Annotated in this window: 17 protein-coding genes; 11 read left to right on the plus strand and 6 right to left on the minus strand. The window is 74.0% G+C overall.

Going from position 1 to position 20,531, the window contains the following annotated elements; all coding sequences use genetic code 11:
• Positions 1-22: 22 nt before the first annotated feature.
• Positions 23-1,642, plus strand: coding sequence for an ABC-F family ATP-binding cassette domain-containing protein (locus DCS98_RS09840; RefSeq protein WP_116451204.1), 1,620 nt, complete (start codon positions 23-25; stop codon positions 1,640-1,642).
• On the opposite strand, the gene DCS98_RS09845 is transcribed toward DCS98_RS09840, so the two are convergent.
• A complete protein-coding gene (locus DCS98_RS09845) occupies positions 1,639-2,874 on the minus strand; it encodes an amino acid deaminase/aldolase (protein WP_116451517.1) in 1,236 nt (411 codons plus the stop codon). The two genes, DCS98_RS09840 and DCS98_RS09845, sit on opposite strands and share 4 nt — an antisense overlap.
• Positions 2,875-2,998: 124 nt before the next feature.
• On the opposite strand from DCS98_RS09845, the gene DCS98_RS09850 reads away from it, so the two are divergent.
• The 3 genes from DCS98_RS09850 to DCS98_RS09860 are packed head-to-tail and all read left to right on the plus strand — an operon-like array spanning position 2,999 to position 6,151.
• Positions 2,999-4,318 (plus strand): D-arabinono-1,4-lactone oxidase, encoded by a 1,320-nt coding sequence (locus DCS98_RS09850; protein ID WP_241037510.1) that lies wholly within the window; start codon positions 2,999-3,001, stop codon positions 4,316-4,318.
• Position 4,319: 1 nt separating this feature from the next.
• Positions 4,320-4,922, plus strand: a complete 603-nt coding sequence (locus DCS98_RS09855; RefSeq protein ID WP_116451206.1) for a TetR/AcrR family transcriptional regulator — start codon at positions 4,320-4,322, stop codon at positions 4,920-4,922.
• Entirely contained in the window at positions 4,919-6,151 is a 1,233-nt protein-coding gene (locus tag DCS98_RS09860; RefSeq protein WP_116451207.1) for an MFS transporter, read from the plus strand. Before DCS98_RS09855 ends, DCS98_RS09860 begins: the two co-directional genes overlap by 4 nt.
• 1 nt (position 6,152) lies before the next feature.
• Here the strand turns inward: DCS98_RS09860 and DCS98_RS09865 are convergent, their stop codons facing one another.
• The 3 genes from DCS98_RS09865 to DCS98_RS09875 form a co-directional block, all read right to left on the minus strand.
• Positions 6,153-7,046 (minus strand): aldo/keto reductase family oxidoreductase, encoded by an 894-nt coding sequence (locus DCS98_RS09865; RefSeq protein ID WP_116451208.1) that lies wholly within the window; start codon positions 7,044-7,046, stop codon positions 6,153-6,155.
• Positions 7,047-7,084: 38 nt separating this feature from the next.
• Positions 7,085-8,296: an MFS transporter gene (locus DCS98_RS09870; RefSeq protein WP_116451209.1), complete on the minus strand. Its 1,212-nt coding sequence runs from the start codon at positions 8,294-8,296 to the stop codon at positions 7,085-7,087.
• Positions 8,297-8,482: 186 nt separating this feature from the next.
• Positions 8,483-9,664 (minus strand): zinc-dependent alcohol dehydrogenase, encoded by a 1,182-nt coding sequence (locus DCS98_RS09875; protein WP_116451210.1) that lies wholly within the window; start codon positions 9,662-9,664, stop codon positions 8,483-8,485.
• Positions 9,665-9,953: 289 nt separating this feature from the next.
• On the opposite strand from DCS98_RS09875, the gene DCS98_RS23890 reads away from it, so the two are divergent.
• The 3 genes from DCS98_RS23890 to DCS98_RS09895 all read left to right on the plus strand — a co-directional run bounded on the left by DCS98_RS23890 (position 9,954) and on the right by DCS98_RS09895 (position 13,758).
• Complete coding sequence (locus DCS98_RS23890; protein ID WP_206340178.1) at positions 9,954-11,732, plus strand: M23 family metallopeptidase; 1,779 nt, start codon at positions 9,954-9,956, stop codon at positions 11,730-11,732.
• Between the two features lie 85 nt (positions 11,733-11,817).
• Entirely contained in the window at positions 11,818-12,735 is a 918-nt protein-coding gene (locus DCS98_RS09890) for a cation diffusion facilitator family transporter (protein ID WP_116451211.1), read from the plus strand.
• Between the two features lie 93 nt (positions 12,736-12,828).
• Positions 12,829-13,758, plus strand: coding sequence for a cytochrome c oxidase assembly protein (locus DCS98_RS09895; protein ID WP_241037512.1), 930 nt, complete (start codon positions 12,829-12,831; stop codon positions 13,756-13,758).
• A gap of 60 nt (positions 13,759-13,818) precedes the next feature.
• On the opposite strand, the gene DCS98_RS09900 is transcribed toward DCS98_RS09895, so the two are convergent.
• The gene (locus DCS98_RS09900) at positions 13,819-15,417 is read right to left on the minus strand and encodes an MFS transporter (RefSeq protein WP_116451213.1); all 1,599 of its coding nucleotides are present in this window, start codon (positions 15,415-15,417) and stop codon (positions 13,819-13,821) included.
• 76 nt (positions 15,418-15,493) lie between these two features.
• On the opposite strand from DCS98_RS09900, the gene DCS98_RS09905 reads away from it, so the two are divergent.
• Positions 15,494-16,003: a metallophosphoesterase family protein gene (locus DCS98_RS09905; protein ID WP_206340179.1), complete on the plus strand. Its 510-nt coding sequence runs from the start codon at positions 15,494-15,496 to the stop codon at positions 16,001-16,003.
• Entirely contained in the window at positions 16,000-16,875 is an 876-nt protein-coding gene (locus tag DCS98_RS09910) for a putative RNA methyltransferase (RefSeq protein WP_206340180.1), read from the plus strand. The genes DCS98_RS09905 and DCS98_RS09910 overlap by 4 nt, the downstream gene beginning before the upstream one ends.
• On the opposite strand, the gene DCS98_RS09915 is transcribed toward DCS98_RS09910, so the two are convergent.
• Positions 16,865-17,143, minus strand: coding sequence for a GlsB/YeaQ/YmgE family stress response membrane protein (locus DCS98_RS09915; RefSeq protein ID WP_116451214.1), 279 nt, complete (start codon positions 17,141-17,143; stop codon positions 16,865-16,867). The two genes, DCS98_RS09910 and DCS98_RS09915, sit on opposite strands and share 11 nt — an antisense overlap.
• A gap of 216 nt (positions 17,144-17,359) precedes the next feature.
• Here DCS98_RS09915 and ctaD point away from each other — a divergent pair, with 216 nt between their 5' ends.
• Positions 17,360-19,117: an aa3-type cytochrome oxidase subunit I gene (gene ctaD / locus DCS98_RS09920; RefSeq protein ID WP_116451215.1), complete on the plus strand. Its 1,758-nt coding sequence runs from the start codon at positions 17,360-17,362 to the stop codon at positions 19,115-19,117.
• A gap of 90 nt (positions 19,118-19,207) precedes the next feature.
• Positions 19,208-20,464: a phosphoserine phosphatase SerB gene (gene serB, locus DCS98_RS09925; protein ID WP_116451521.1), complete on the plus strand. Its 1,257-nt coding sequence runs from the start codon at positions 19,208-19,210 to the stop codon at positions 20,462-20,464.
• Positions 20,465-20,531 lie beyond the last annotated feature (67 nt).

Here is a 20,531-nt window from a genome sequence, read left to right on the forward strand (position 1 = left end):
CCCGGACGGGGAGGATGTCCGGGTGGGGTACGTCGACGTCAGCGCGGTCCGGCACACGCTCTCCGACGGGCGGGTGCTGCTCGACGACGTCAACTTCCGCATCGGGGAAGGGGCGCGTGCGGCGCTGGTCGGTGAGAACGGCGCCGGGAAGACGACCCTCCTGCGCATCATCGCCGGCGACCTGACCCCGGAGGCCGGCGCGATCGCCCGGACCGGCGGCCTCGGCGTCATGCGGCAGTTCATCGGTTCGGTGCGCGACGACACCACGGTGCAGCGGATGCTCGTCGACCTCTCGCCGCCCGCCGTCCGGGAGGCGTGGCACGCGGTCGAGGCCGCCGAGCTGGCGATGATGGAGGACGACGACGAGCCGACCCAGATGTCCTACGCCAACGCGCTCGCGCACTGGGGCGACGTCGGCGGCTACGACATCGAGGTCACCTGGGACACCGTCACCGTCGCCGCGCTCGGCATCCCCTACGACGGGTGCAAGTACCGGGAGCTGAACACGCTCTCCGGTGGGGAGCAGAAGCGGCTGGCCCTCGAGGCGCTGCTGCGCGGGCCCGACGAGGTGCTGCTGCTCGACGAGCCGGACAACTACCTCGACGTGCCGGGCAAGAGGTGGCTGGAGGAGCGGCTGCTGGAGACGCGCAAGACGGTCCTGTTCGTCAGCCACGACCGCGAGCTGCTGGCCCGGGTCGCCGACCGGGTCGTCACGGTCGAGGGCGGGACGGCGTGGGTGCACGGCGGCGGGTTCGCCAGCTACCACGAGGCGCGGACGGCGCGGCACGACCGGCTGGCCGAGCTGCGCCGCCGGTGGGACGAGGAGCACCAGCGGCTCATCGACCTGGTGCGCACCCTGCAGCAGCAGGCCGCCAACTCGCCCGACATGGCCTCCCGGTACCGGGCGATGCAGACCCGCCTGGCGAAGTTCGAGGCCGAGGGCCCGCCGCCGGACCAGCCGCCGGAGCAGAAGGTGGCCATGCGCCTGCGCGGCGGGCGGACCGGCGTGCGCGCGGTGCTCGCCGAGCAGCTCGAGCTGTCCGGCCTGATGCAGCCGTTCGACCTCGAGGTCTTCTACGGCGACCGCGTGGGCGTCCTGGGCGCCAACGGCGCGGGCAAGTCGCACTTCCTGCGGTTGCTGGCCGGCCAGCAGGTGGCGCACACGGGCGACTGGCGGCTCGGTGCCCGTGTCGTCCCGGGGTTCTTCGCCCAGACGCACGCGCACCCCGACTGGCAGGACCGGACGCCGGTGGACCTGCTGTGGCACGGCGAGCCGGGCCGGCCGGGCGTCGACCGCGGGCGGGCGATGGCGGCGCTGCGCCGCTACGGCCTCGCCGGGGCGGGGGAGCAGCCGTTCCGCACCATGTCGGGCGGGCAGCAGGCGCGGTTCCAGATCCTGCTGCTGGAGCTCTCCGGTGCGACGCTGCTGCTCCTCGACGAGCCGACCGACAACCTCGACGTCCTCTCCGCCGAGGCGCTGGAGGAGGCACTCGCCGCGTTCGACGGGACGGTCCTCGCCGTCACCCACGACCGCTGGTTCGCCCGCTCGTTCGACCGCTTCGTGGTCTTCGGCGCCGACGGGCGGGTGTACGAGTCGGCCGAGCCGGTGTTCGACGAGACGCGGGTCCAGCGCGCCCGTTAACCGAAGGAACGGCCCTCGCCCCGGTACGTGCGCATCGTCCCGGTGAGCTCGTCGCCCGCCAGGGCGTGCAGCTCGTCGACGTGCTCGCACACCTCTCCCGCCTTGGCGTGCCGGAACCACACCCGGTCGCCGACGGCGAGCCGTGCTGCGGCCGCTCCCCGCAGCGGCGTCTGCACCTCGCCGACGCCCTCGGTCGGCAACCAGCGCAGCCCGGCCGGGTAGGTGGGCACGGGCAGCCGGTCGGCCCCGGGCGGACCCGAGGCGATCCAGCCGCCACCGGCCACGGTCACGGTGCCCGGTGCCGGGAGCCGGGTGACCGGTGCGGCGAAGAACGCGGCCGGCCGGCCGGTGAAGGCGCGATAGCCGTCGAAGAGCACCGGGTTGTAGAGGCCCGACCCGGCCGCCACCTCGGTCACCGCGCCCTCGGCGGCGGTGCGCTCCACGCTGCCGGTGCCGCCGCCGTTGACGAACTCGAGGTCGGCGACCGACGAGACGGCGTCGACGACGGCGGCCCGGCGGCCGGCCAGCTCGCGCCCGGACACCGCCTGCATCCGCCGCACGGCGAGGCCGCGGACCCTCCGGTTCGCCGGGGCGTCCTGCACGCCGGCGATCTGCGCCTCGTAGACCATGACGCCGACCAGCCGGAAGCCGGGCCGGGACGCCACCGCATGCGCGAGGGCGACGGCTTCGGCAGGGGAGTGGACGGGGGACCGCCGGACGCCGACGTGCACGCGTCCCCCGGCCGCGCGCAGGGAGGCGTCGACGTCCAGGCAGATCCGCAGCTCCGCCCGCTGACCGGGCGGGACGACGGAGTCGATCAGGTCCAGGTGGGCCACCGAGTCGACCATGAGGGTCACCCGCGCCGCCCCCGTCGCGTCGGTGGCGAGCCGGCGCAGCGCCCCGCGGTCGGCCGACGGGTAGCCGACGACGACGTCGGTGCTGACCGGGTCGTCGCCCGAGGCGAGCCAGAGCGCCTCCGGGAGCGCATAGGCCAGGACGCCCGAGAATCCGGGACGGGCGAGCACCCGGCGGAGGACGTCGCGGTTGCGGACGGACTTGCTGGCCACGCGGATCGGTTTCCCCGCCGCCCGGCGCACCAGGTCGCCGGCGTTGGCGTCGAGCGCGTCGAGGTCGACGACGGCCAGCGGTGGGTCCAGCGACGCGGTGGCGCGGTCGAGGCGGTCGCGCGCCCGTACGGCGTCGTCGGGGGAGGAGGACGCCACGGAGGTCATGGGCGGCAGCATCATGGGTCGACACCCGATGGGTCAACTGTCCCAGTCACTTGACCCGCACCGCGCCGGACGCCAAGCTGCGCCGGAACCCGCGCGCACCGCGGCCGGACGACGAGGAGGACCCGTGGCGGGCACCCGCACCGACCGCTGGCGCAACTGGGCCGGCAACCAGCGGGCGACCGGCATCGAGGTGGTGCGCCCCGCGGGTGCCGACGGGATCGCCGGGGAGGTGCTGCGCGCGGCCCGGTCGGGCCGCCGGGTCCGGCCGATCGGCAGCGGGCACTCCTTCGCCGCGATCGGCCGCCCCGAGGACGTGCAGCTCGTCCTCGACCGCCATGCGGCGCTGGTCGACATCGGACCCACCGGCCTGGTGACCGTCCAGGCCGGCATGCCGCTGCACCGCCTCAACGCCGAGCTCGCCGCGCAGGGATGGGCACTCACCAATCTCGGCGACATCGACCGCCAGACCGTCTCCGGTGCGCTGTCGACGGGGACCCACGGCACCGGGGCGCGCTTCGGCGGGCTGGCCACGCAGCTGCGGGGGTTCGAGCTGGTGCTCGCCGACGGGTCGCTGATGCGGTGCTCGGCCACCGAGAACGCCGACGTCTTCGCCGCCGGCCGGATCGGCCTGGGGGCGCTGGGCGTGCTCAGCACGGTGACGCTGCAGGCCGAGCCCGCGTTCGCCCTGCGCGCCGAGGAGGGGCCGGGGCACCTGCCCGACCTGATCGACGGCTTCGCCGGGTTCATGACCTCGACCGACCACGTCGAGTTCTACTGGTTCCCCCACACCGACCGGTGCCTGACCAAGCGCAACACCCGGGTGCCCTTGAGCGAGGTGGCGCCGCTCGGTCGCTGGCGGGCGGTCTGGGACGACGAGATCCTCGCCAACGCCGTCTTCGGCGGGGTCGTCGCCGCCGGGCGGAGGGTGCCGGCGCTCATCCCGCCGCTCGCCCGTGTCTCGGCACGCGCCCTCGGGCCGCGCACCTGGACCGACCGGTCGCACGAGGTCTTCGTCAGCCGGCGGCGGGTGCGCTTCCAGGAGATGGAGTACGCCGTGCCGCTGGCCGACGCCCCCGGGGTCCTCGCCGAGCTCCGCCGCGTGCACCGGGCCAGCGACTGGCGGGCCGCCTTCCCCGTCGAGGTGCGCGTCGCCGCGGCCGACGACATCCCGCTGTCGACCGCCACCGGCCGCGACACCGCCTACATCGCCGCCCACGTCCCGGCCGGCACGGACCCGGGACCGTGGTTCGCGGCCCTGGAGTCGATCGCGGGCGAGGTCCAGGGCCGGCCGCACTGGGGGAAGCTGCACGGGCTGGACGCCTCGGCGCTGCGCGGGCGCTACCCCCGCTTCGACGAATTCACGGCGCTGCGCGACCGGCTGGACCCGGCCGGCGTCTTCACCAACGCCCACCTGGACCGCGTGCTCGGCCCGGCGGGGAGCTGACGTGGCGCGGCGACCGGTCGAGGAGCGGCGTGCGGCGCTCGTCGACGCGGCTCTGCGGGTGATGGCGCGCGACGGCCTGGCCGCCGGGACGACGCGGGCGATCGTCGCCGAGGCCGGCATGTCGCTGGCCAGCTTCCACTACGCCTTCACCTCCCGCGACGAGCTGCTGCGCCAGCTCGTCCGGGGCGTCGTCGGCCGCGAGTTCGACGCGGCCACGGCGGGCATGACCGCCGACGATGGGCTCGCCGGCTGCCTCCGGCAGGCGGCGGCCGGCTACCTCGACCACCTCGAGCGCGACCCGGGCCACGAGCAGCTGATGCTCGAGCTGACCCTCCACGCGCTGCGCAACCCGGCGCTGCGACCGCTGGCGGGGGAGCAGTACCGCGCCTACGCCGTCGCGGCGGAGCGGCTCCTGGAGCAGGCGGCCGAGCTGACCGGGGAGCGGTGGGCGCGGCCGGTGCCGGAGCTGGCCCGGCTGCTCATCACGATCGTGGACGGCGCCACGACCACCTGGCTGGTCGACCGCGACACCGCCGCCACGCGCGCGGCGCTGGATGCCGCGGTGGAGGCGTTCGTCGTCCGGCACGCGGCGCGGACGCCGTGACCGAGCCCGCCCTGGTCCGTCCCGGCGTCCCGGTGACCCGCGCGTGGACCGCCCGCTTCGGCCTCGCCTGGCTGGGGCTGTGGGCCGCGCAGCTGGCCCCGATCCAGCTGCTGCTGCCGCTGCAGCTGGCCGAGGTCGACCCGGACCACAAGGTCCGCGACTTCGCGCTCGTCAACGGCCTCGCCGGGCTGGCGGCCCTGGTGGCGCTCCCGCTCTTCGGCGCGCTGTCCGACCGGTCCCGCAGCCCGTTCGGACGGCGGCGGGTGTGGGTGGCCGGGGGCGTGCTGGTCTACGCCGCCGGACTGCTGCTCACCGGCACCGCCTCGACGTGGCCCGCGGTGGCCGGGGCCTGGCTGGTCGCACAGCTCGGCATGTACGCGGCCATGGCCGGGCTGACGGCGACGGTCGCCGACCAGGTGCCCGTCGAGCACCGCGGCGCGGTCTCGGCGGCGATCTACGGACCCCAGGCGCTGGGCATCGTGGTGGGCCTCGGGCTCGTCGCCGCCTCGGGTGGGGAGCCCGGCGCCGGTTACCCGTTGCTGGCCGCGCTGCTGCTCGTCGCCGCGCTGCCCTGGGTGCTCAGGGCGCGGGACGCGCGGCCGACCGAGGGCGAGCGGCCCCGTTCGCTCGGTGCGGCGCTGCGCAGCACCTGGCGGGCGCCCTCCCGGCACCCCGACTACGGGTGGGCCTTCGCCGGCCGGCTGCTGGTCAACCTCGGCAACGCGCTGGGGACCACCTACCTCCTCTACTTCCTCACCGACGGCTTGCGGGTGGCCGATCCGGAAGGGTCGCTGCTCGTCCTGACGCTGGTCTACCTCGTGGCCACGGTGGCCGCGACCTGGGGCGGCGGGGTGCTGTCGGACCGCACCGGCCGGCGCCGGGTCTTCGTCGCGGGGGCCGCCGTCCTGCAGGCCCTCGCCTGCGCCGTCCTGGTGCTCGCGCCGAGCTGGCCCGCTGCGCTGGTCGCCGGCGTGCTGCTCGGCGCCGGCTACGGCGCCTACACGTCGGTCGACCAGGCGCTGGTGACGCAGGTGCTGCCCGACGCCCGGACCGTCGCCGGCGAGCTGGGCGTCATGAACGTCGCCGTGGTGGCACCCCAGGCACTGGGCCCGCTGCTCGCCGGCCTGGTGATCGCGGAGCTCGGCGGCTACGACGTCCTGTTCACCGTCGCCGGGCTGGCCACGGTGCTCGGGGCGCTGACCGTCGGGCGGATCCGCTCGGTGCGCTGACTCAGAGGTCGGGGTCCGGCTCGCCGGTGCCGCCGATCCGATCGAGCTCCTCGAGCTCGACCGGCCCCAGGACCCGGGCCGACGCCATGAGGTTCTCCTCGAGGTGCGCGACCGACGACGTCCCCGGGATGAGCAGCACGTTGGGGGAGCGGGCCAGCAGCCACGCGAGCGCCACCTGCATCGGCGTGGTCTCCAACCGGCGGGCCACGGTCTCCAGCGCCGCGGACTGGATCGGCGTGAAGCCCCCGAGCGGGAAGAACGGCACGTACGCGATGCCCTCGCGGGCGAGCGCGTCGACGAACGGGTCGTCGTGCCGGTGCACGAGGTTGTAGTGGTTCTGCACGCAGACCACGGGCGCGATGGCCTGCGCCTCGGCGAACATCTGCGTCGTCACGTTGCTGATCCCGAGGTGGCGGATCAACCCCTCCTGCTGCAGCTGCGCCAGGGCCTCGAACGGCTCGGCGAGCGAGCGCTCCTCCGGCTCGGCGAACCCGGGCATCCGCAGGTTCACCACGTCCAGGACGTCGACCCCGAGGTGGTCCAGGTTGTCCTGCACGGCGCTGCGCAGCTCGTCGGGGGACAGCGCCTCCGGCCAGTGCCCGTCGGGGGTCCTTCGCGCGCCCACCTTGGTCACGATCACCAGGTCCTCGGGGTAGGGGTGCAGCGCCTCGCGGATGATCTCGTTGGTGACGTGCGGACCGTAGTAGTCGCTGGTGTCGATGTGGTCGACACCGAGCTCGACCGCCCGGCGCAGCACCGCGATCGCGGCGTCCCGGTCGGCCGGCGGGCCCATCACGTGCGGGCCGGCCAGCTGCATCGCGCCATAACCGAGCCGGTGGACCGGCTGCCCGCCGAGGGTGAACCGACCTGAGCGCTCCGCGCCGATGACCGTCATGCCTCCCTCCTACCCGGCGGACGGCGGTCAACCCCGGGTCAGGCGGCGTCGGCCGCCTGCAGCCGGCCCGAGGGCACCGGCTCCACCCGGACGACGTCGGCGGCGGGCGCCCGCCGGTCGACCGCCCGGGCGAGCACCGCCAGGGCGGCGCCCACGAGCGCGAGGACAGCCCCGACCCACATCGGCGCCGTGTAGCCGAGTCCCTGCGAGATGACCAGGGCGCCCAGCGCGGCCCCGACGGCGTTGGCGATGTTGAAGGCGCCCTGGTTGGCGGCGGAGACCAGGCTGCCGCCCGGGACCCGCGCGGCGTCGATGACGGCGTTCTGCACGACCGGGCCGAGCGCGAACGACAGCGTCCCGAACAGCACGAGCAGCGCGACCGCGGCGACGGTCGTCCGCGCCAGGAACGCGAAGGCGACGAGCACGCCGGCCATGGCGACCAGCCCGACGGCCACGAAGGAGAAGCCGTACCGGTCACCGAGCCGCCCACCGGCGAGCGTGCCGACCGTCGTCCCGGCGCCGAAGAGGGCCAGGACCGGGGTGACCCACTCCGTCGGGATGCCGCCCAGCTCGGTGAGGATCGGGCTGACGTAGCTGTAGACGGCGAAGAGCGCGGCGAAGCCGATCATGGTGAGCGCCAGCACGAGCCAGACCTGGCCCCGGCGGAACGCGTGCAGCTCGGACCGCAGGTCGCCGGGCTCGCCGGCGTCGCCGGGCATCCACGCCAGCAGCCCGGCGATCGTCGCGACGCCGATCAGCGCGATGGCGCCGAGCACGACCCGCCAGCCGAGGTGCTGGGCGACGAACGTGCCCAGCGGCACACCGATGACGTTGGCCAGGGTCAGGCCGGTGATCATCAGGGAGATGGCCCGGGTGGCCCGGTCCGGCGGCACGAGCCGGCGGGCGGCGACCGCCCCGACGCCGAAGAACGAGCCGTGCGCCAGGGCGGTCAGGACGCGGGCGGCGACCAGCAGCCCGTAGCTGGGGGCGAGCGCGGACAGGGCGTTGCCGACCACGAAGACGACCATGAGCGCGACGAGGGTCTGCCGAGGGGTGAAGCGCAGCCCGATGGCGGTCAGGGTGGGCGCCCCGAGCACCACGCCGATCGCGTAGGCGGAGATGAGGATGCCGACGGCGGACACCGAGACCCCGAGGCCCTCGGCGATCTCGGGCAGCATGCCCATGACGACGAACTCGGTGGTGCCGATGCCGAAGGCGCCGATGGCCAGGGCGAGCAGCGCGCGAGGCACGAGGGGAACTCCAGGGGGGACACGGGTGCGCGGGCGGTCGGCCGGCGGACCTCGTCGTCCTTCCTGAGCCGGGTGGACTCTCCTCAGGGGCAAGCGCCCGACGCCGCCCGCCATGCCCCGGCAGCGGCGTGGGGATGCTCACAGCGGGGGTCCGGGGCGCCGGGCGGGCCGGCGCCCCGGACGCCGTCACGGCTGGAGCAGGACCTTGACGTGCCCGTCCTTCTTCTCGCGGAAGTTCATGTACGCCTGCGGTGCCTCCTCGAGCGGCACGTGGTGCGTGGCGAACTCGTCGACGCCGAAGGCGTCGCCCTCGGTCAGCAGCGGGAGGATGTCGGGCACCCAGCGCCACACGTTGGCCTGGCCCATGCGCAGCTGGATCTGCTTGTCGAACATGCGCATGAGGGGCAGCGGGTCGGTCGCCCCGCCGTAGACGCCGGACAGCGAGATGGTGCCGCCGCGGCGGACCGCCTCGATCGCGGTGTTGAGCGCCGCGAGCCGGTCGATGCCGGCGACCTGCATGACCTTCTCCATGATCGCGTCCGGAACCACCGCGGTGGCCTTCTGGAGCGCCGATGCCACGGGGGAGCCGTGGGCCTCCATGCCGACGGCGTCGATGACCGCGTCGGGCCCGCGACCGTCGGTCAGGTCGCGCACCCGGGCGACGACCTCGGCCTGGTCGGTGCTCTCGATGACCTGGACGTCGTTGCGGCGGGCGCGGGCCAGGCGCTCGGGGACGACGTCGGAGGCGATGACCTGACCGGCGCCGAGGTGCTTGGCCACCCGGGTCGCCATGTCACCGATCGGCCCGAGGCCGAGGACGAGGACGCTGCCGCCCTGGGGGATGCCGGCGTACTGCACCGCCTGCCAGGCCGTGGGCAGGACGTCGGAGAGGTAGACGAAGCGGTCGTCCGGCACGCTTGCCGGCACCTTGATCGGCAGCGTGTTGCCGAACGGGACCCGCAGGTACTCGGCCTGGCCGCCGGGGACCTGCCCGTAGAGCTTGGTGTAGCCGAACAGCGAGGCGCCGAAGCCCTGCTCGCGGTTCTGGGTGGTCTCGCACTGGGAGAACAGCCCCTCGGAGCACATCCAGCAGGTGCCGCACGAGATGTTGAACGGCACGACCACCCGGTCGCCGGGCTTGACGGCGGTCACCTCCGGGCCGACCTCGCGCACGATGCCCATGGGCTCGTGCCCCATGACGTCGCCGACGGTCATGAACGGCGCCATGACCTCGATGAGGTGGAGGTCCGAGCCGCAGATGCCGGTCGACGTGATCTCGACGATCACGTCGGTCGGGTCCTGGATGACGGGGTCGGGAACGGTATCGACGCGGACGTCCGCCCGGCCGTGCCATGTCACTGCGCGCATGTGGAGATCTCCCTCGATCGGGTCGCGATTCGGCCCCTTCGGAGGGTGTCCTGCCCCGTCGTGACCTGGATCGCGCGACTTTCAACAAATCGCTGCGTGGCGTTCACTCTCCGTAGCGCGGCACTTACGGACAGCGGAATCACACCTGTGCTGTCTTGTGGCCCAGGCCACAGAACTGCAGCTCCTTACCCCCTTGTGCAGATCACGAAAACATCACGACGTGTTTACATGGGCCCCGCTCCTCTCCCCGGGAGTGCACGTGGAATGCCCGCAAACGGAAGTCAGGTGCATGAGTCCGCTCCACAAGGACCGCCTCCACGAGGAGGGTTCGGAACCCACGACCGGGTTCCCGGCCACCCTCGTCCCGGCCCGCGAGACCTCGCGTCGGCCGGCCGCAGGGAAGGCGACCAGCACGGTCCCGACGCAGCGCCAGGGGACGGCGCAGCGATCCGGGTCCACCACGAACACCGCCGCTGCCGTGGCTCCCGCCACCCGGAACCGCCGCGCCACCGGTGCGAAGGCCGGGACGGGTGCGGCCGGGTCGATCGCCGCCCGCGCCAAGGCTGCCGGTAGCGCGACGCGCAAGGTCGCCACGGGCAAGGCCGCGACGGCGACGGCGGCGACCGCCAAGGTCGCCACCGCCAAGGCCGCGTCCGCCGCGAAGGCCGCCACCGCCAAGGCCGCGTCCGCCGCGAAGGCGGCAGCCGCCGCCAAGTCCGCCCGGGCCGCCGCCCCGAAGACCCCGCGCACCCCGAAGCCGGCGACCGCCGCCAAGCCGGCGACCGCCGCCAAGGCCGCCCCGGCCGCGAAGCCGGCGACCGCTGCGAAGGTCGCCCCGCTCGCGAAGCCCGCGGCCGCCGCGAAGGCCGCCCCGGCCGCGAAGCCCGCGGCCGCCGCGAAGGCCGCCCCGGTCGCGAAGCCGGCGACCGCTGCGAAGGTCGCCCCGGCGAAGCCGGCCACGGCGAAGCCCGCCTCTGCCAAGGCCGCCGCGTCCGCGACCGCTGCGACCAGCAAGGCTGCGACCGGCAAGCCGGCGACCGGCAAGCCCGCGACCGCCAAGCCTGCGACCGCCAAGCCTGCGACCGCCAAGCCCGCGAAGGCGGCCACGGCGAAGCCCGCCACCACCAAGGCCGCCCGGACCGCCACGCCGGCCACCGCGGCCGAGGCCGCCACGACCCCTGTCGTCGCCGTCGCGACCGAGGCGCCCGCCGTCGAGGCGCCCCGCGTCCGGCCGACGCCGCACAAGCGCACCGTGCCGGCCGCCCTGATCCTGGCGGCCCTGGCAGAGCCGGCCGCCACCGCCGAGGCCGTGCCGGCCGTCGCCGAGGAGGGTCGCCGGGCTCGCTTCCTGCGCTTCCGCCCGCCGTCGATCAGCCGCCGTCCCGGCGTGTACCTCGCCGCCGGCCTCATCGCCGCGCTGAGCGTCAGCTCGGTCACCACCAACGACCCCCGTGCCCAGGCCACCGACACCATGAGCTCGTCGGTGAGCGTGGCCGAGGAGCTCGGGATCGAGGCGGCCCCGACCGAGGCGATCATCGACACCGACGCCGCCGCCCGCCTCGGCGAGCTCGTGGTGAGCCGCAACGCCCGTGACGCCGAGCAGGCGGCGGCCGTCACGGTGCAGGCCGAGGCCGACCGCGCCGCCGCCGAGGCTGCTGCCGAGGCCGCCCGCCCCAAGGCCGTGCTGCCGGTGCAGGGCGCCCGCCTGACGAGCGGCTTCGGCGCCCGCTGGGGCACGCTGCACGCGGGCATCGACCTCGCCGCACCGATGCAGACCCCCGAGTACGCCGCCATGGACGGCGTCGTGCTCGAGGCCGGGCCCGCCAGCGGCTTCGGGCTCGCCGTCTACATCCAGCACGAGAACGGCGACGTGACCGTCTACGGCCACATGGACTCGATCCTGGTCCAGGCCGGCCAGGTGGTGAAGGCCGGCGACACGATCGCCCTGCTGGGCAACCGCGGCCAGTCCACCGGCCCGCACCTGCACTTCGAGGTGCACGTCGGTGGCCTGAACGGCCAGAAGATCGACCCGCTGCCCTGGCTCCGGGAGCGCGGCGTCCAGATCTGACCGCGACCCTCGACGCCCCCTGCCGGACATTCCGGCAGGGGGCGTCGTCGTCGGGGCAGACTGTGCCCAGGAGAAGGGAGGGCCGATGGGGCACGGGCACGCGCACGCTCCGGGAACCGCCGCGGGCGGCCACCGCCGGCGCCTCGTCGTCGTCCTGGCCCTGACCCTCGCCGTCATGGCGGCGGAGATCGTCGGCGGTCTGCTCTCCGGCTCGCTGGCGCTGCTGGCCGACGCGGGGCACATGGCGACCGACGCCGCCGGGATCGGGCTCGCGCTCGGCGCGGTCACCCTCGCCCAGCGACCGGCCCGGGGGCGCCGCACGTTCGGCTGGCAGCGGGTCGAGATCCTGGCCGCCGTCGCGAACGGGCTGCTGCTCCTCGCGGTCGCCGGCTACGTCCTCGTCGAGGCGGTGCGCCGGATCGGGGAGCCGCCGGAGATCGGCTCCGGGCTGATGCTCGTCGTCGCCGGCGTCGGCCTGGTCGTCAACCTGGGGTCGCTCGCCGCCCTGCACCGGGGGCGCGACGCGTCGCTCAACCTGCGGGGCGCGTACCTCGAGGTGCTGGCCGACGCCCTCGGCTCGGTCGCGGTCATCGTGGCCGCCGTCGTCATCCTCACGACCGGGTGGACGCCGGCCGACATCATCGCGTCGGTGGCCATCGGCTGCCTCGTGGTGCCCCGGGCCTGGCACCTGCTGCGCGAGGCGTTCGACGTCCTCCTCGAAGCCGCCCCCAGGGGCGTCGACCTCGACGCAGTGCGCGCCCACATCCTCGGTGTCGACGGCGTCCTCGGTGTCCACGACCTGCACGCCTGGACGATCACGTCCGGCCTGCCGGTGCTCTCCGCCCACGTGGTCGTCACCGACGAGGCGCTCGACGCCGGGCACGGCGGCCGCGTGCTCGACGCGCTGTGCGCCTGCCTGGGGGAGCACTTCGACATGGAGCACTGCACCTTCCAGCTCGAGGCCGAGGCGCACGCCGGGCACGAGGCGCCGGTCCACGACTAGACCGGTCGGTGGGACAGTGGTGCCCGCACGGACGACTCGGATCGGAGGCAGCTGGTGGACCACGGGCACCACTCGGGCATGTGGGTGCCCTCAGTGCCTCCGACCTGGGCGCGGATGTTCATCCCGCACCTGGAGGCCTGGTCGGTCCTCGCCGTGCTCAGCGTCGTCGGCCTGGTGCTGTACCTGGCCGCCGTCGTGCGCCTGCGTCGCACCGGCGTCGCCTGGCCCTGGTGGCGGGTGCTCGCCTGGATCGGCGGGACGGCGTCGCTGTTCGCCGTCACCGGCACCTGGCTCAACGGCTACAGCATGGTGCTGTTCAGCGTCCACATGACCCAGCACATGGTGCTGTCGCTGATCACCCCGCTGCTCCTGCTGCTGGCCGCCCCGGTGACGCTCGCCCTGCGCACCCTGCCGCGCGGTCAGGGGGCGGCCGGGGCGCCGCGGGCGCTGCTGCTCAACGGCCTGCACAGCCGGTTCGCGCGGTTCGTCGCGCACCCGGGGTTCTCGATCCCCCTGTTCATCGCGAGCCTCTACGGCGTCTACTTCACGCCGCTGTTCGACGCGCTCATGAGCAACCCTGCCGGGCACCAGCTGATGCTGGCCCACTTCGTCGTCACCGGGCTGCTGTTCTTCGGGCCGATCGTCGCCCAGGACCCCTGGCCGCGGACCCTGAGCCACCCCGGCCGGATGCTCGAGCTGTTCCTGCCCGTGCCGTTCCACGCCTTCTTCGGCGTCGCGGTCATGATGGCCGGCTCCCTGGTGGTCGAGACGTTCGCGAACCCGCCGGCCGGCTGGGGCATCGACCCGCTCCGGGACCAGGGCGAGGCGGGCGGCATCGTCTGGGCGTTCGGCGAGCTGCCGACCGTCCTGGTGCTCGCCGTCGTCTTCTTCTCCTGGGCGAGCTCCGACGAGCGCCGCGCCCGGACCCTGGACCGCGCCGCCGACCGCAGCGGTGACGCCGAGCTCGCCGCCTACAACGCCCGGCTGCGCGCGCTGGCGGAGCGGCAGCAGCAGAAGGCCTGAGAACCCGTCAGGCGCCCTCTCCCGGTACGGGGAGAGGGCGCCTGACGGGCGGTGGTGGGCTCAGCCGACGTGGACGACGGCGTCGCCCTCGGCGGGCAGGTCCTCCTTGGTCGCCTTGATCAGCAGCCCGGCGACCAGCGCGCCGAGCACGAGGAGCGCGGCCGCCCACGTGAACGCGGTGGTGTAGCCCTCGACCTGCGCCGTCAGGCCGACCGACGGGTCCTGCGGGTTCGCCCCCGAGGTGAGGGCGTCGGCGGTGTAGGCGCTGATCGCCGCCACCGACAGGGAGGCGAGGACGGCGGTGCCGATGGAGGCCCCGACCTGCTGGGTGGCGTTCAGCATCGCCGAGGCCGCGCCGGCGTCGTGCTGGCCGGCGCCGACCAGTGCCAGGTTCGACAGCGGCACGAAGGTGAAACCGAGGCCCAGGCCCAGCAGCAGCTGGCCGGGGAAGGGCAGGGCCCAGAAGCTCGTGTCCAGCCCGACGAACGACAGCGTGAACAGCCCGCTGGCGGCCAGCAGCCCACCGAGCACCATCAGCGGCTTCGGCCCGACCCGCGGCACCAGCGCACTGGCCGCTCCCGCGGAGATGAAGACGCCGAGCGTCGTCGGCAGCGAGGCGAAGCCCGCTTCGATCGGCTCGTAGCCCAGCACCTGCTGGAAGTACAGGCTGAGGAAGAAGAACGCCCCGATCAGCCCGGCGCCGACCAGCGTCGAGGTCAGGTAGGCCCCGCCCCGGTTGCGGTCGAGCACGATGCGCATGGGCAGCAGCGGGTTGCGGGTCCGCATCTCGAGCAGCACGAACAGCGCCACCAGGACGAGGCCGACGACGATGAACACCCAGGCGAGGCCGTCGGTCCAGCCGCTGTCCGGGGTCAGCAGGGTCGGGTTGCCCTGCGCGGCGGACTCGGCGTTGGCTGCGGCGGTCTCCGCCGCGTTGGTCTGCGACGCCTCGGCGACCCGGGTGAAGCCGTAGACGATCGAGGCGAGGCCGAGGGTGATGAGGACCGCCCCGGGGATGTCGTACTTCGTGTCACCGGGGGCCTTGCTCTCCGGCACGATCGGGATCGCGAGCGCGATGGCGAGCAGCGCCACCGGCAGGTTCACCCAGAAGCACCAGCGCCAGTCGGCGTACTCGGTGAGCACGCCACCCAGCAGCAGGCCGACCGCCGAGCCGCCGCCGGCGATGGCGCCGTAGACGCCGAAGGCCTTGGCCCGCTCCTTGGGGTCGGTGAACAGGACCGTCAGCAGCGCCAGGGACGCCGGCGCGAGCAGCGCGCCGAAGACGCCCTGCAGTGCCCGGGCGCCGAACAGCATGGCCTCGTTCTGCGCGACGCCCCCGAGCGCGGAGGCGAACGCGAACCCGCCGGCGCCGACGAGGTAGGTGCGCTTGCGGCCCCAGAAGTCGGCGATGCGGCCGCCGAGGAGCAGGAAGCCACCGAAGGTCAGCGTGTAGGCGGTGACGATCCACTGCTGCGACGCCGCGCTGATGCCGAGGTCCTCGGTCACGGCCGGCAGGGCGATGTTGACGATCGTCGCGTCGAGGATGACCAGCAGGACGGTCATCGCGATGACGCCCAGCGCCAGCCAGCGCTTCTCGTACGGCTCGTCGGCGGGGGTCGCCGCGCCGGCGGCCGAGGTCGTGGGACGGGGTTCGGTCACGGGGGTTGTCCTCGCTTCGTACGGATCGGCCGGATCGCCGGCCGGAGAGAACGTAGCGGCCTGCAACGATGTCGTCGTGCCTGTTCCGCTGGTGTTCACCTCCGACACGCACGTACCGAAGCGGGCGCGTGACCTACCTCATTCCCTGTGGGCGGCGATCGCGGACGCCGACGTCGTCGTGCACGCCGGTGACTGGGTCGACGTCGCGCTCCTCGACCTGTTCGAGGCACGGTCCCGGCGGCTGGTCGCGGTGCACGGCAACAACGACCACGGCGCCCTGCGGGACCGGCTGCCCGAGATCGCCCGCGCCGAGATCGAGGGCATCCGCTTCGCCGTCGTCCACGAGACCGGCGACGCCAAGGGCAGGGAGTCGCGATGCGCGGCACGGTTCCCGGACGCCGACGTCCTGGTGTTCGGCCACAGCCACATCCCGTGGGACACCACCGCGGCGTCGGGCCTGCGGCTGGTCAACCCGGGGTCGCCCACCGACCGCCGTCGCCAGCCGCACGGCACCTACGTGACCGCCGTCGCCGACGCGGGGGAGCTGCGGGACGTCGTCTTCCACGCCGTCCCGCCACGTCGGTGAGCGCCCGGCCGCCGCTGGACGAGCGGGCCGTGGCGCTGCTGGCCTGCCCCGTCTGCGGCCGGCAGCTGTCCGCGCAGCCGGACGGGGCGGCGTTGCGCTGCCCGGAGGGGCACGCGTTCGACCGGGCCCGGCAGGGCCACGTGACCCTGCTGCCCCCGGGGCACCGCCCGCCGTCCGGCGACTCGGCCGGGATGGTCGCCGACCGGGTGGCCTTCCTCGACGCCGGGCACTACGGCCCGGTCACCGCTGCCCTGGCGGACGCGGTGGAGGCCGACGGGGCGCCGTCGGCGCTGCTCGACCTCGGCGGCGGCACCGGGCACCACCTCGCGGGCGTGCTCGACCGGCTGCCGGGAGCGGTCGGGGTGGTGCTGGACTCCTCGCCCTACGCCGCCCGCCGGGCGGCGCGGGCCCACCAGCGGGCGGTGGCCGTCGTCGCCGACAGCTGGGCGCGGCTGCCCGTCCGGGACGGCGCCGTGGACCGGGTGCTCGTGGTCTTCGCGCCGCGCAACGGACCCGAGATCGCCCGGGTGCTGCGACCGGAGGGCCGCCTGGTCGTGGTCACGCCGGCCGCGGACCACCTGGGTGAGCTGGTCGGCCCGCTCGGCCTGCTCCGCGTCGACCCCGACAAGGCGGCGCGCCTGGCCGCCTCGCTCGAACCCGGGCTCGAACCGGTCCGGACGACGGGCCTGCGGCGACGGCTGCAGCTGTCGCGGGCGGCGGCCGCAACGCTCGTCGGGATGGGCCCGCACGCGCGGCACACCGATCCGCAGGCGATCGCCGACCGCCTCGCCGGGATGCCCGAGCCGGTCGAGGTGACCGTGTCGGTCGACCTGGGGACCTACCGCCCGCGGCGGGGAGCGGTCAACGGCTGACCGACCGCCGGCCCCGACCGGCGACGGCCACGTAGATGCCCAGCACGACGATGGCGCCGAGGATGGAGGCCCACCAGCCGCCGAGGTCGAAGGTGGCCTCGCCGTCGCGGATGAGGCTGACGATCAGGTTGCCGACGACGGAGCCGATCAGGCCGAGGACGAGCGTGGCGACGATGCCCAGGTCCTGCTTGCCGGGGATGACGGCGCGCGCGATCAGGCCTGCGACCAGGCCGATGACGATCGCCAGGATGATGCCACCGATGGACATGGATGGACCTCCGCGTGGTGGTCCGCGGGAGCGGACCGGGCGCCCGGGATCTCCGGTCGCGGGGGAGGGGTGCCCTGCCGATCATGATCGAAAACGCGCCGCCGGAGGGTCCGGGGCGGTCGCCGAGAGGCCTCCGACCGGGGATGTGGGCTCGGTCACCGGCGCGCCCTCCCTGGTCGGCCGAGCGGCTGATAAGGGAACGGTTAAGCTCCGACCGTGACGATTGCACCGGCGCCCATCGTGAGTCGGCCGAGCCCGGTCCACGTGGCGGAGAAGGGTTCGCGGCTGTCCAGCCTGCTGCGGACGACCGACCACAAGACCATCGGCCTGATGTACATGGTCACCTCGTTCGCGTTCTTCATCGCGGGCGGGCTGATGGCCCTGCTGATGCGCGGCGAGCTGGCCAGGCCTGAGCTGCAGTTCCTGTCGCCGGAGCAGTACAACCAGCTGCTGACCATGCACGGCACGGTCATGCTGCTGATGTTCGCGACGCCGCTGTTCTTCGCGTTCGGCAACCTGATCATGCCGCTGCAGATCGGGGCGCCCGACGTCGCGTTCCCGCGGCTGAACGCGTTCTCGTACTGGCTGTTCCTCTTCGGCAGCCTCATCGCCGTCTCGGGCTTCCTGACCCCCGGCGGCGCGGCCGACTTCGGCTGGTACGCCTACGCGCCGCTGTCCGACGTCACGAACTCCCCGGGTGCGGGCGCGAACCTCTGGTTCGCCGGCCTGGCCGTCAGCGGCCTGGGCACGATCCTCGGTGGCGTCAACTTCATCACCACGATCGTCTGCCTGCGGGCTCCCGGCATGACGCTCTTCCGGATGCCGATCTTCACCTGGAACGCCCTCGTCACCAGCGTCCTGATCCTGCTGGCGTTCCCGATCCTGACCGCCGCGATCTTCGGCATGCTGGCCGACCGCAACCTCGGCGCCCTCGTCTACTCCGACGAGAACGGCGGGCCGATGCTGTGGCAGCACCTGTTCTGGTTCTTCGGCCACCCCGAGGTCTACATCATCGCGCTGCCGTTCTTCGGCATCATCACCGAGATCATCCCGGTGTTCAGCCGCAAGCCGCTGTTCGGCTACAAGGGCATGGTCTTCGCGACCATCGCGATCGGGGCGCTCTCCCTCGCGGTGTGGGCGCACCACATGTACGCCACCGGCGCGGTGCTGCTGCCGTTCTTCGCCTTCCTGACCTACCTGATCGCGGTCCCGACCGGCATCAAGTTCTTCAACTGGATCGGGTCCATGTGGCGCGGCCAGATGACCTTCGAGACGCCGATGCTGTTCTCGATCGGCTTCATGGTCACGTTCCTCCTCGGTGGCCTGACCGGCGTCCTGCTGGCCAGCCCGCCGATCGACTTCCACCTCAACGACAGCTACTTCGTCGTCGCGCACTTCCACTACGTCGTCTTCGGCACCGTGGTGTTCGCCGCCTACGCCGGCATCTACTTCTGGTTCCCGAAGATGTGCGGCCGGATGATGGACGAGCGGCTGGGCAAGCTGCAGTTCTGGCTGACCTTCATCGGCTTCCACACGACGTTCCTGGTGCAGCACTGGCTCGGTGGCGAGGGCATGCCGCGCCGGTACGTGGACTACCTGCCGACCGACACCTTCACCGCGCTGAACATGGTGTCGACCATCGGGTCGTTCATCCTCGGTGCGTCGGTCATCCCGTTCGTCTACAACGTCGTCCGGTCGTGGAAGTACGGCGAGCTCGCCCTGCGCGACGACCCGTGGGGCCACGGCAACTCGCTGGAGTGGGCCACGTCCTCCCCGCCGCCGCGGCACAACTTCGTCGAGATCCCGAAGATCCGCTCGGAGCGCCCCGCGTTCGAGGCGCACTACCCGCACCTCCTCCAGCGGCTCCAGGACGAGGCGCACGCCGGCAAGCGGCACAAGCCCTACGGCGGCGTCAGCGAGCTGGTGCCCGGCACCGGTCCGCGCCAGGGTCCGAACGACCCCGACCCGACCTGATCCGCCCGAACTGATCCGCCGGAGAGGCCCAGGACCGTCGTGGTCCTGGGCCTCTCCGGTTCGTCCGGGCGGGTCAGGCACGATGACGGCGTGCAGCTCGACCCCCACCCCCGTCACCCGGCGCCCGTCCCGGGAACGGCGCAGGCCGTCCTGACCGTCTCCGGCGACGACCGACCCGGGGTGACCGCCCGGCTGTTCGCCGCGCTCGCGTCCGGCGACGGCCCGGTCCCCGTCGAGGTGCTCGACGTGGAGCAGGTCGTCGTGCACGGGCACCTCGTGCTGGGCGTCGTGGTCGCCGCGCTGCCCGGCGAGGGCGTGCCCGACCAGGGCGCCCTGCTCGCCCACCTCGGCGCGCTGGCCGGTCAGGTCTCCGCGGACACGGGCCTGGAGGTGACCGTGGAGCCGGTGTCGCCCGACGAGCCGGCGCCCCGGCCGGCGGACCGCCCGCACCACGTCATCGTGCTGGGCCGGCCGGTGCCGCCGGACGCCGTGGGCGGCGCCGCGCGGGCGATCGCCGACGTCGGGGGCAACATCGACGCCATCCGCCGGCTCTCGGACTACCCGGTCACCAGCTTCGAGCTCACCGTGTCCGGCGCCGACGGGACGACGCTGCGCACGCGCCTGGCCGAGGTGGCCGCCACGACCGGGGCCGACATCGCCGTCGAGCAGGTGGGGCTGGCCCGCCGCAGCAAGCGCCTGATCGTGCTCGACGTGGACTCCACGCTCGTCCGGGGCGAGGTGATCGACGAGCTGGCCGCCCGCGCCGGACGCGCCGCCGAGGTCGCCCGCATCACCGCCGCGGCCATGAACGGGGAGCTGGACTTCGCCGAGTCGCTGCGAGCCCGCGTGGGCGTGCTGGCGGGGCTGCCCGTGGAGGTGCTCGACGAGGTCCGCGAGCACCTGGTGCTGACGCCGGGGGCGCGGACCCTCATCCGCACGCTCCAGCGGCTGGGCTTCCGCTGCGGGATCGTCAGCGGCGGCTTCACGCAGATCACTGACCCGCTCGCCGAGACGCTGGGCCTCGACTTCGCCGCCGCCAACACCCTGGAGGTCGTCGACGGGAAGCTGACCGGCGGGCTCGTGGGCGAGATCGTCGACCGCCCCGGCAAGGCCCGGGCGCTGGCCCGCTTCGCCGCGCAGTACGGGATCCCGCTGGAGCAGACGGTCGCGGTGGGCGACGGCGCCAACGACCTCGACATGCTCAGCACCGCGGGGCTCGGGATCGCCTTCAACGCCAAGCCGTTCGTGCGCGAGCAGGCGCACACCGCGCTCAACCAGCCCTACCTGGACGCCGTCCTGCAGGTGCTCGGCTTCACCCGCGACGAGGTCCTCGACGCCGTTCCCTGATGATCAGGGTCCCTGATCACCACGGGTCCCCCTCGTGGTCGACCGTGAGGAAGGACCCGGAACGGTG

This window comes from Blastococcus litoris, assembly GCF_003075095.1.
GTDB classification, from domain to species: Bacteria; Actinomycetota; Actinomycetes; order Mycobacteriales; family Geodermatophilaceae; genus Blastococcus_B; species Blastococcus_B litoris.

Coding starts and splice junctions, on each gene's coding strand:
- DCS98_RS09845 (WP_116451517.1), bottom strand. CDS start 2,874: ATGACCTCCGTGGCGTCCTCCTCCCCCGACGACGCCGTACGGGCGCGC.
- DCS98_RS09865 (WP_116451208.1), bottom strand. CDS start 7,046: ATGACGGTCATCGGCGCGGAGCGCTCAGGTCGGTTCACCCTCGGCGGG.
- DCS98_RS09875 (WP_116451210.1), bottom strand. CDS start 9,664: ATGCGCGCAGTGACATGGCACGGCCGGGCGGACGTCCGCGTCGATACC.
- DCS98_RS23890 (WP_206340178.1), top strand. CDS start 9,954: ATGAGTCCGCTCCACAAGGACCGCCTCCACGAGGAGGGTTCGGAACCC.
- DCS98_RS09890 (WP_116451211.1), top strand. CDS start 11,818: ATGGGGCACGGGCACGCGCACGCTCCGGGAACCGCCGCGGGCGGCCAC.
- DCS98_RS09915 (WP_116451214.1), bottom strand. CDS start 17,143: ATGTCCATCGGTGGCATCATCCTGGCGATCGTCATCGGCCTGGTCGCA.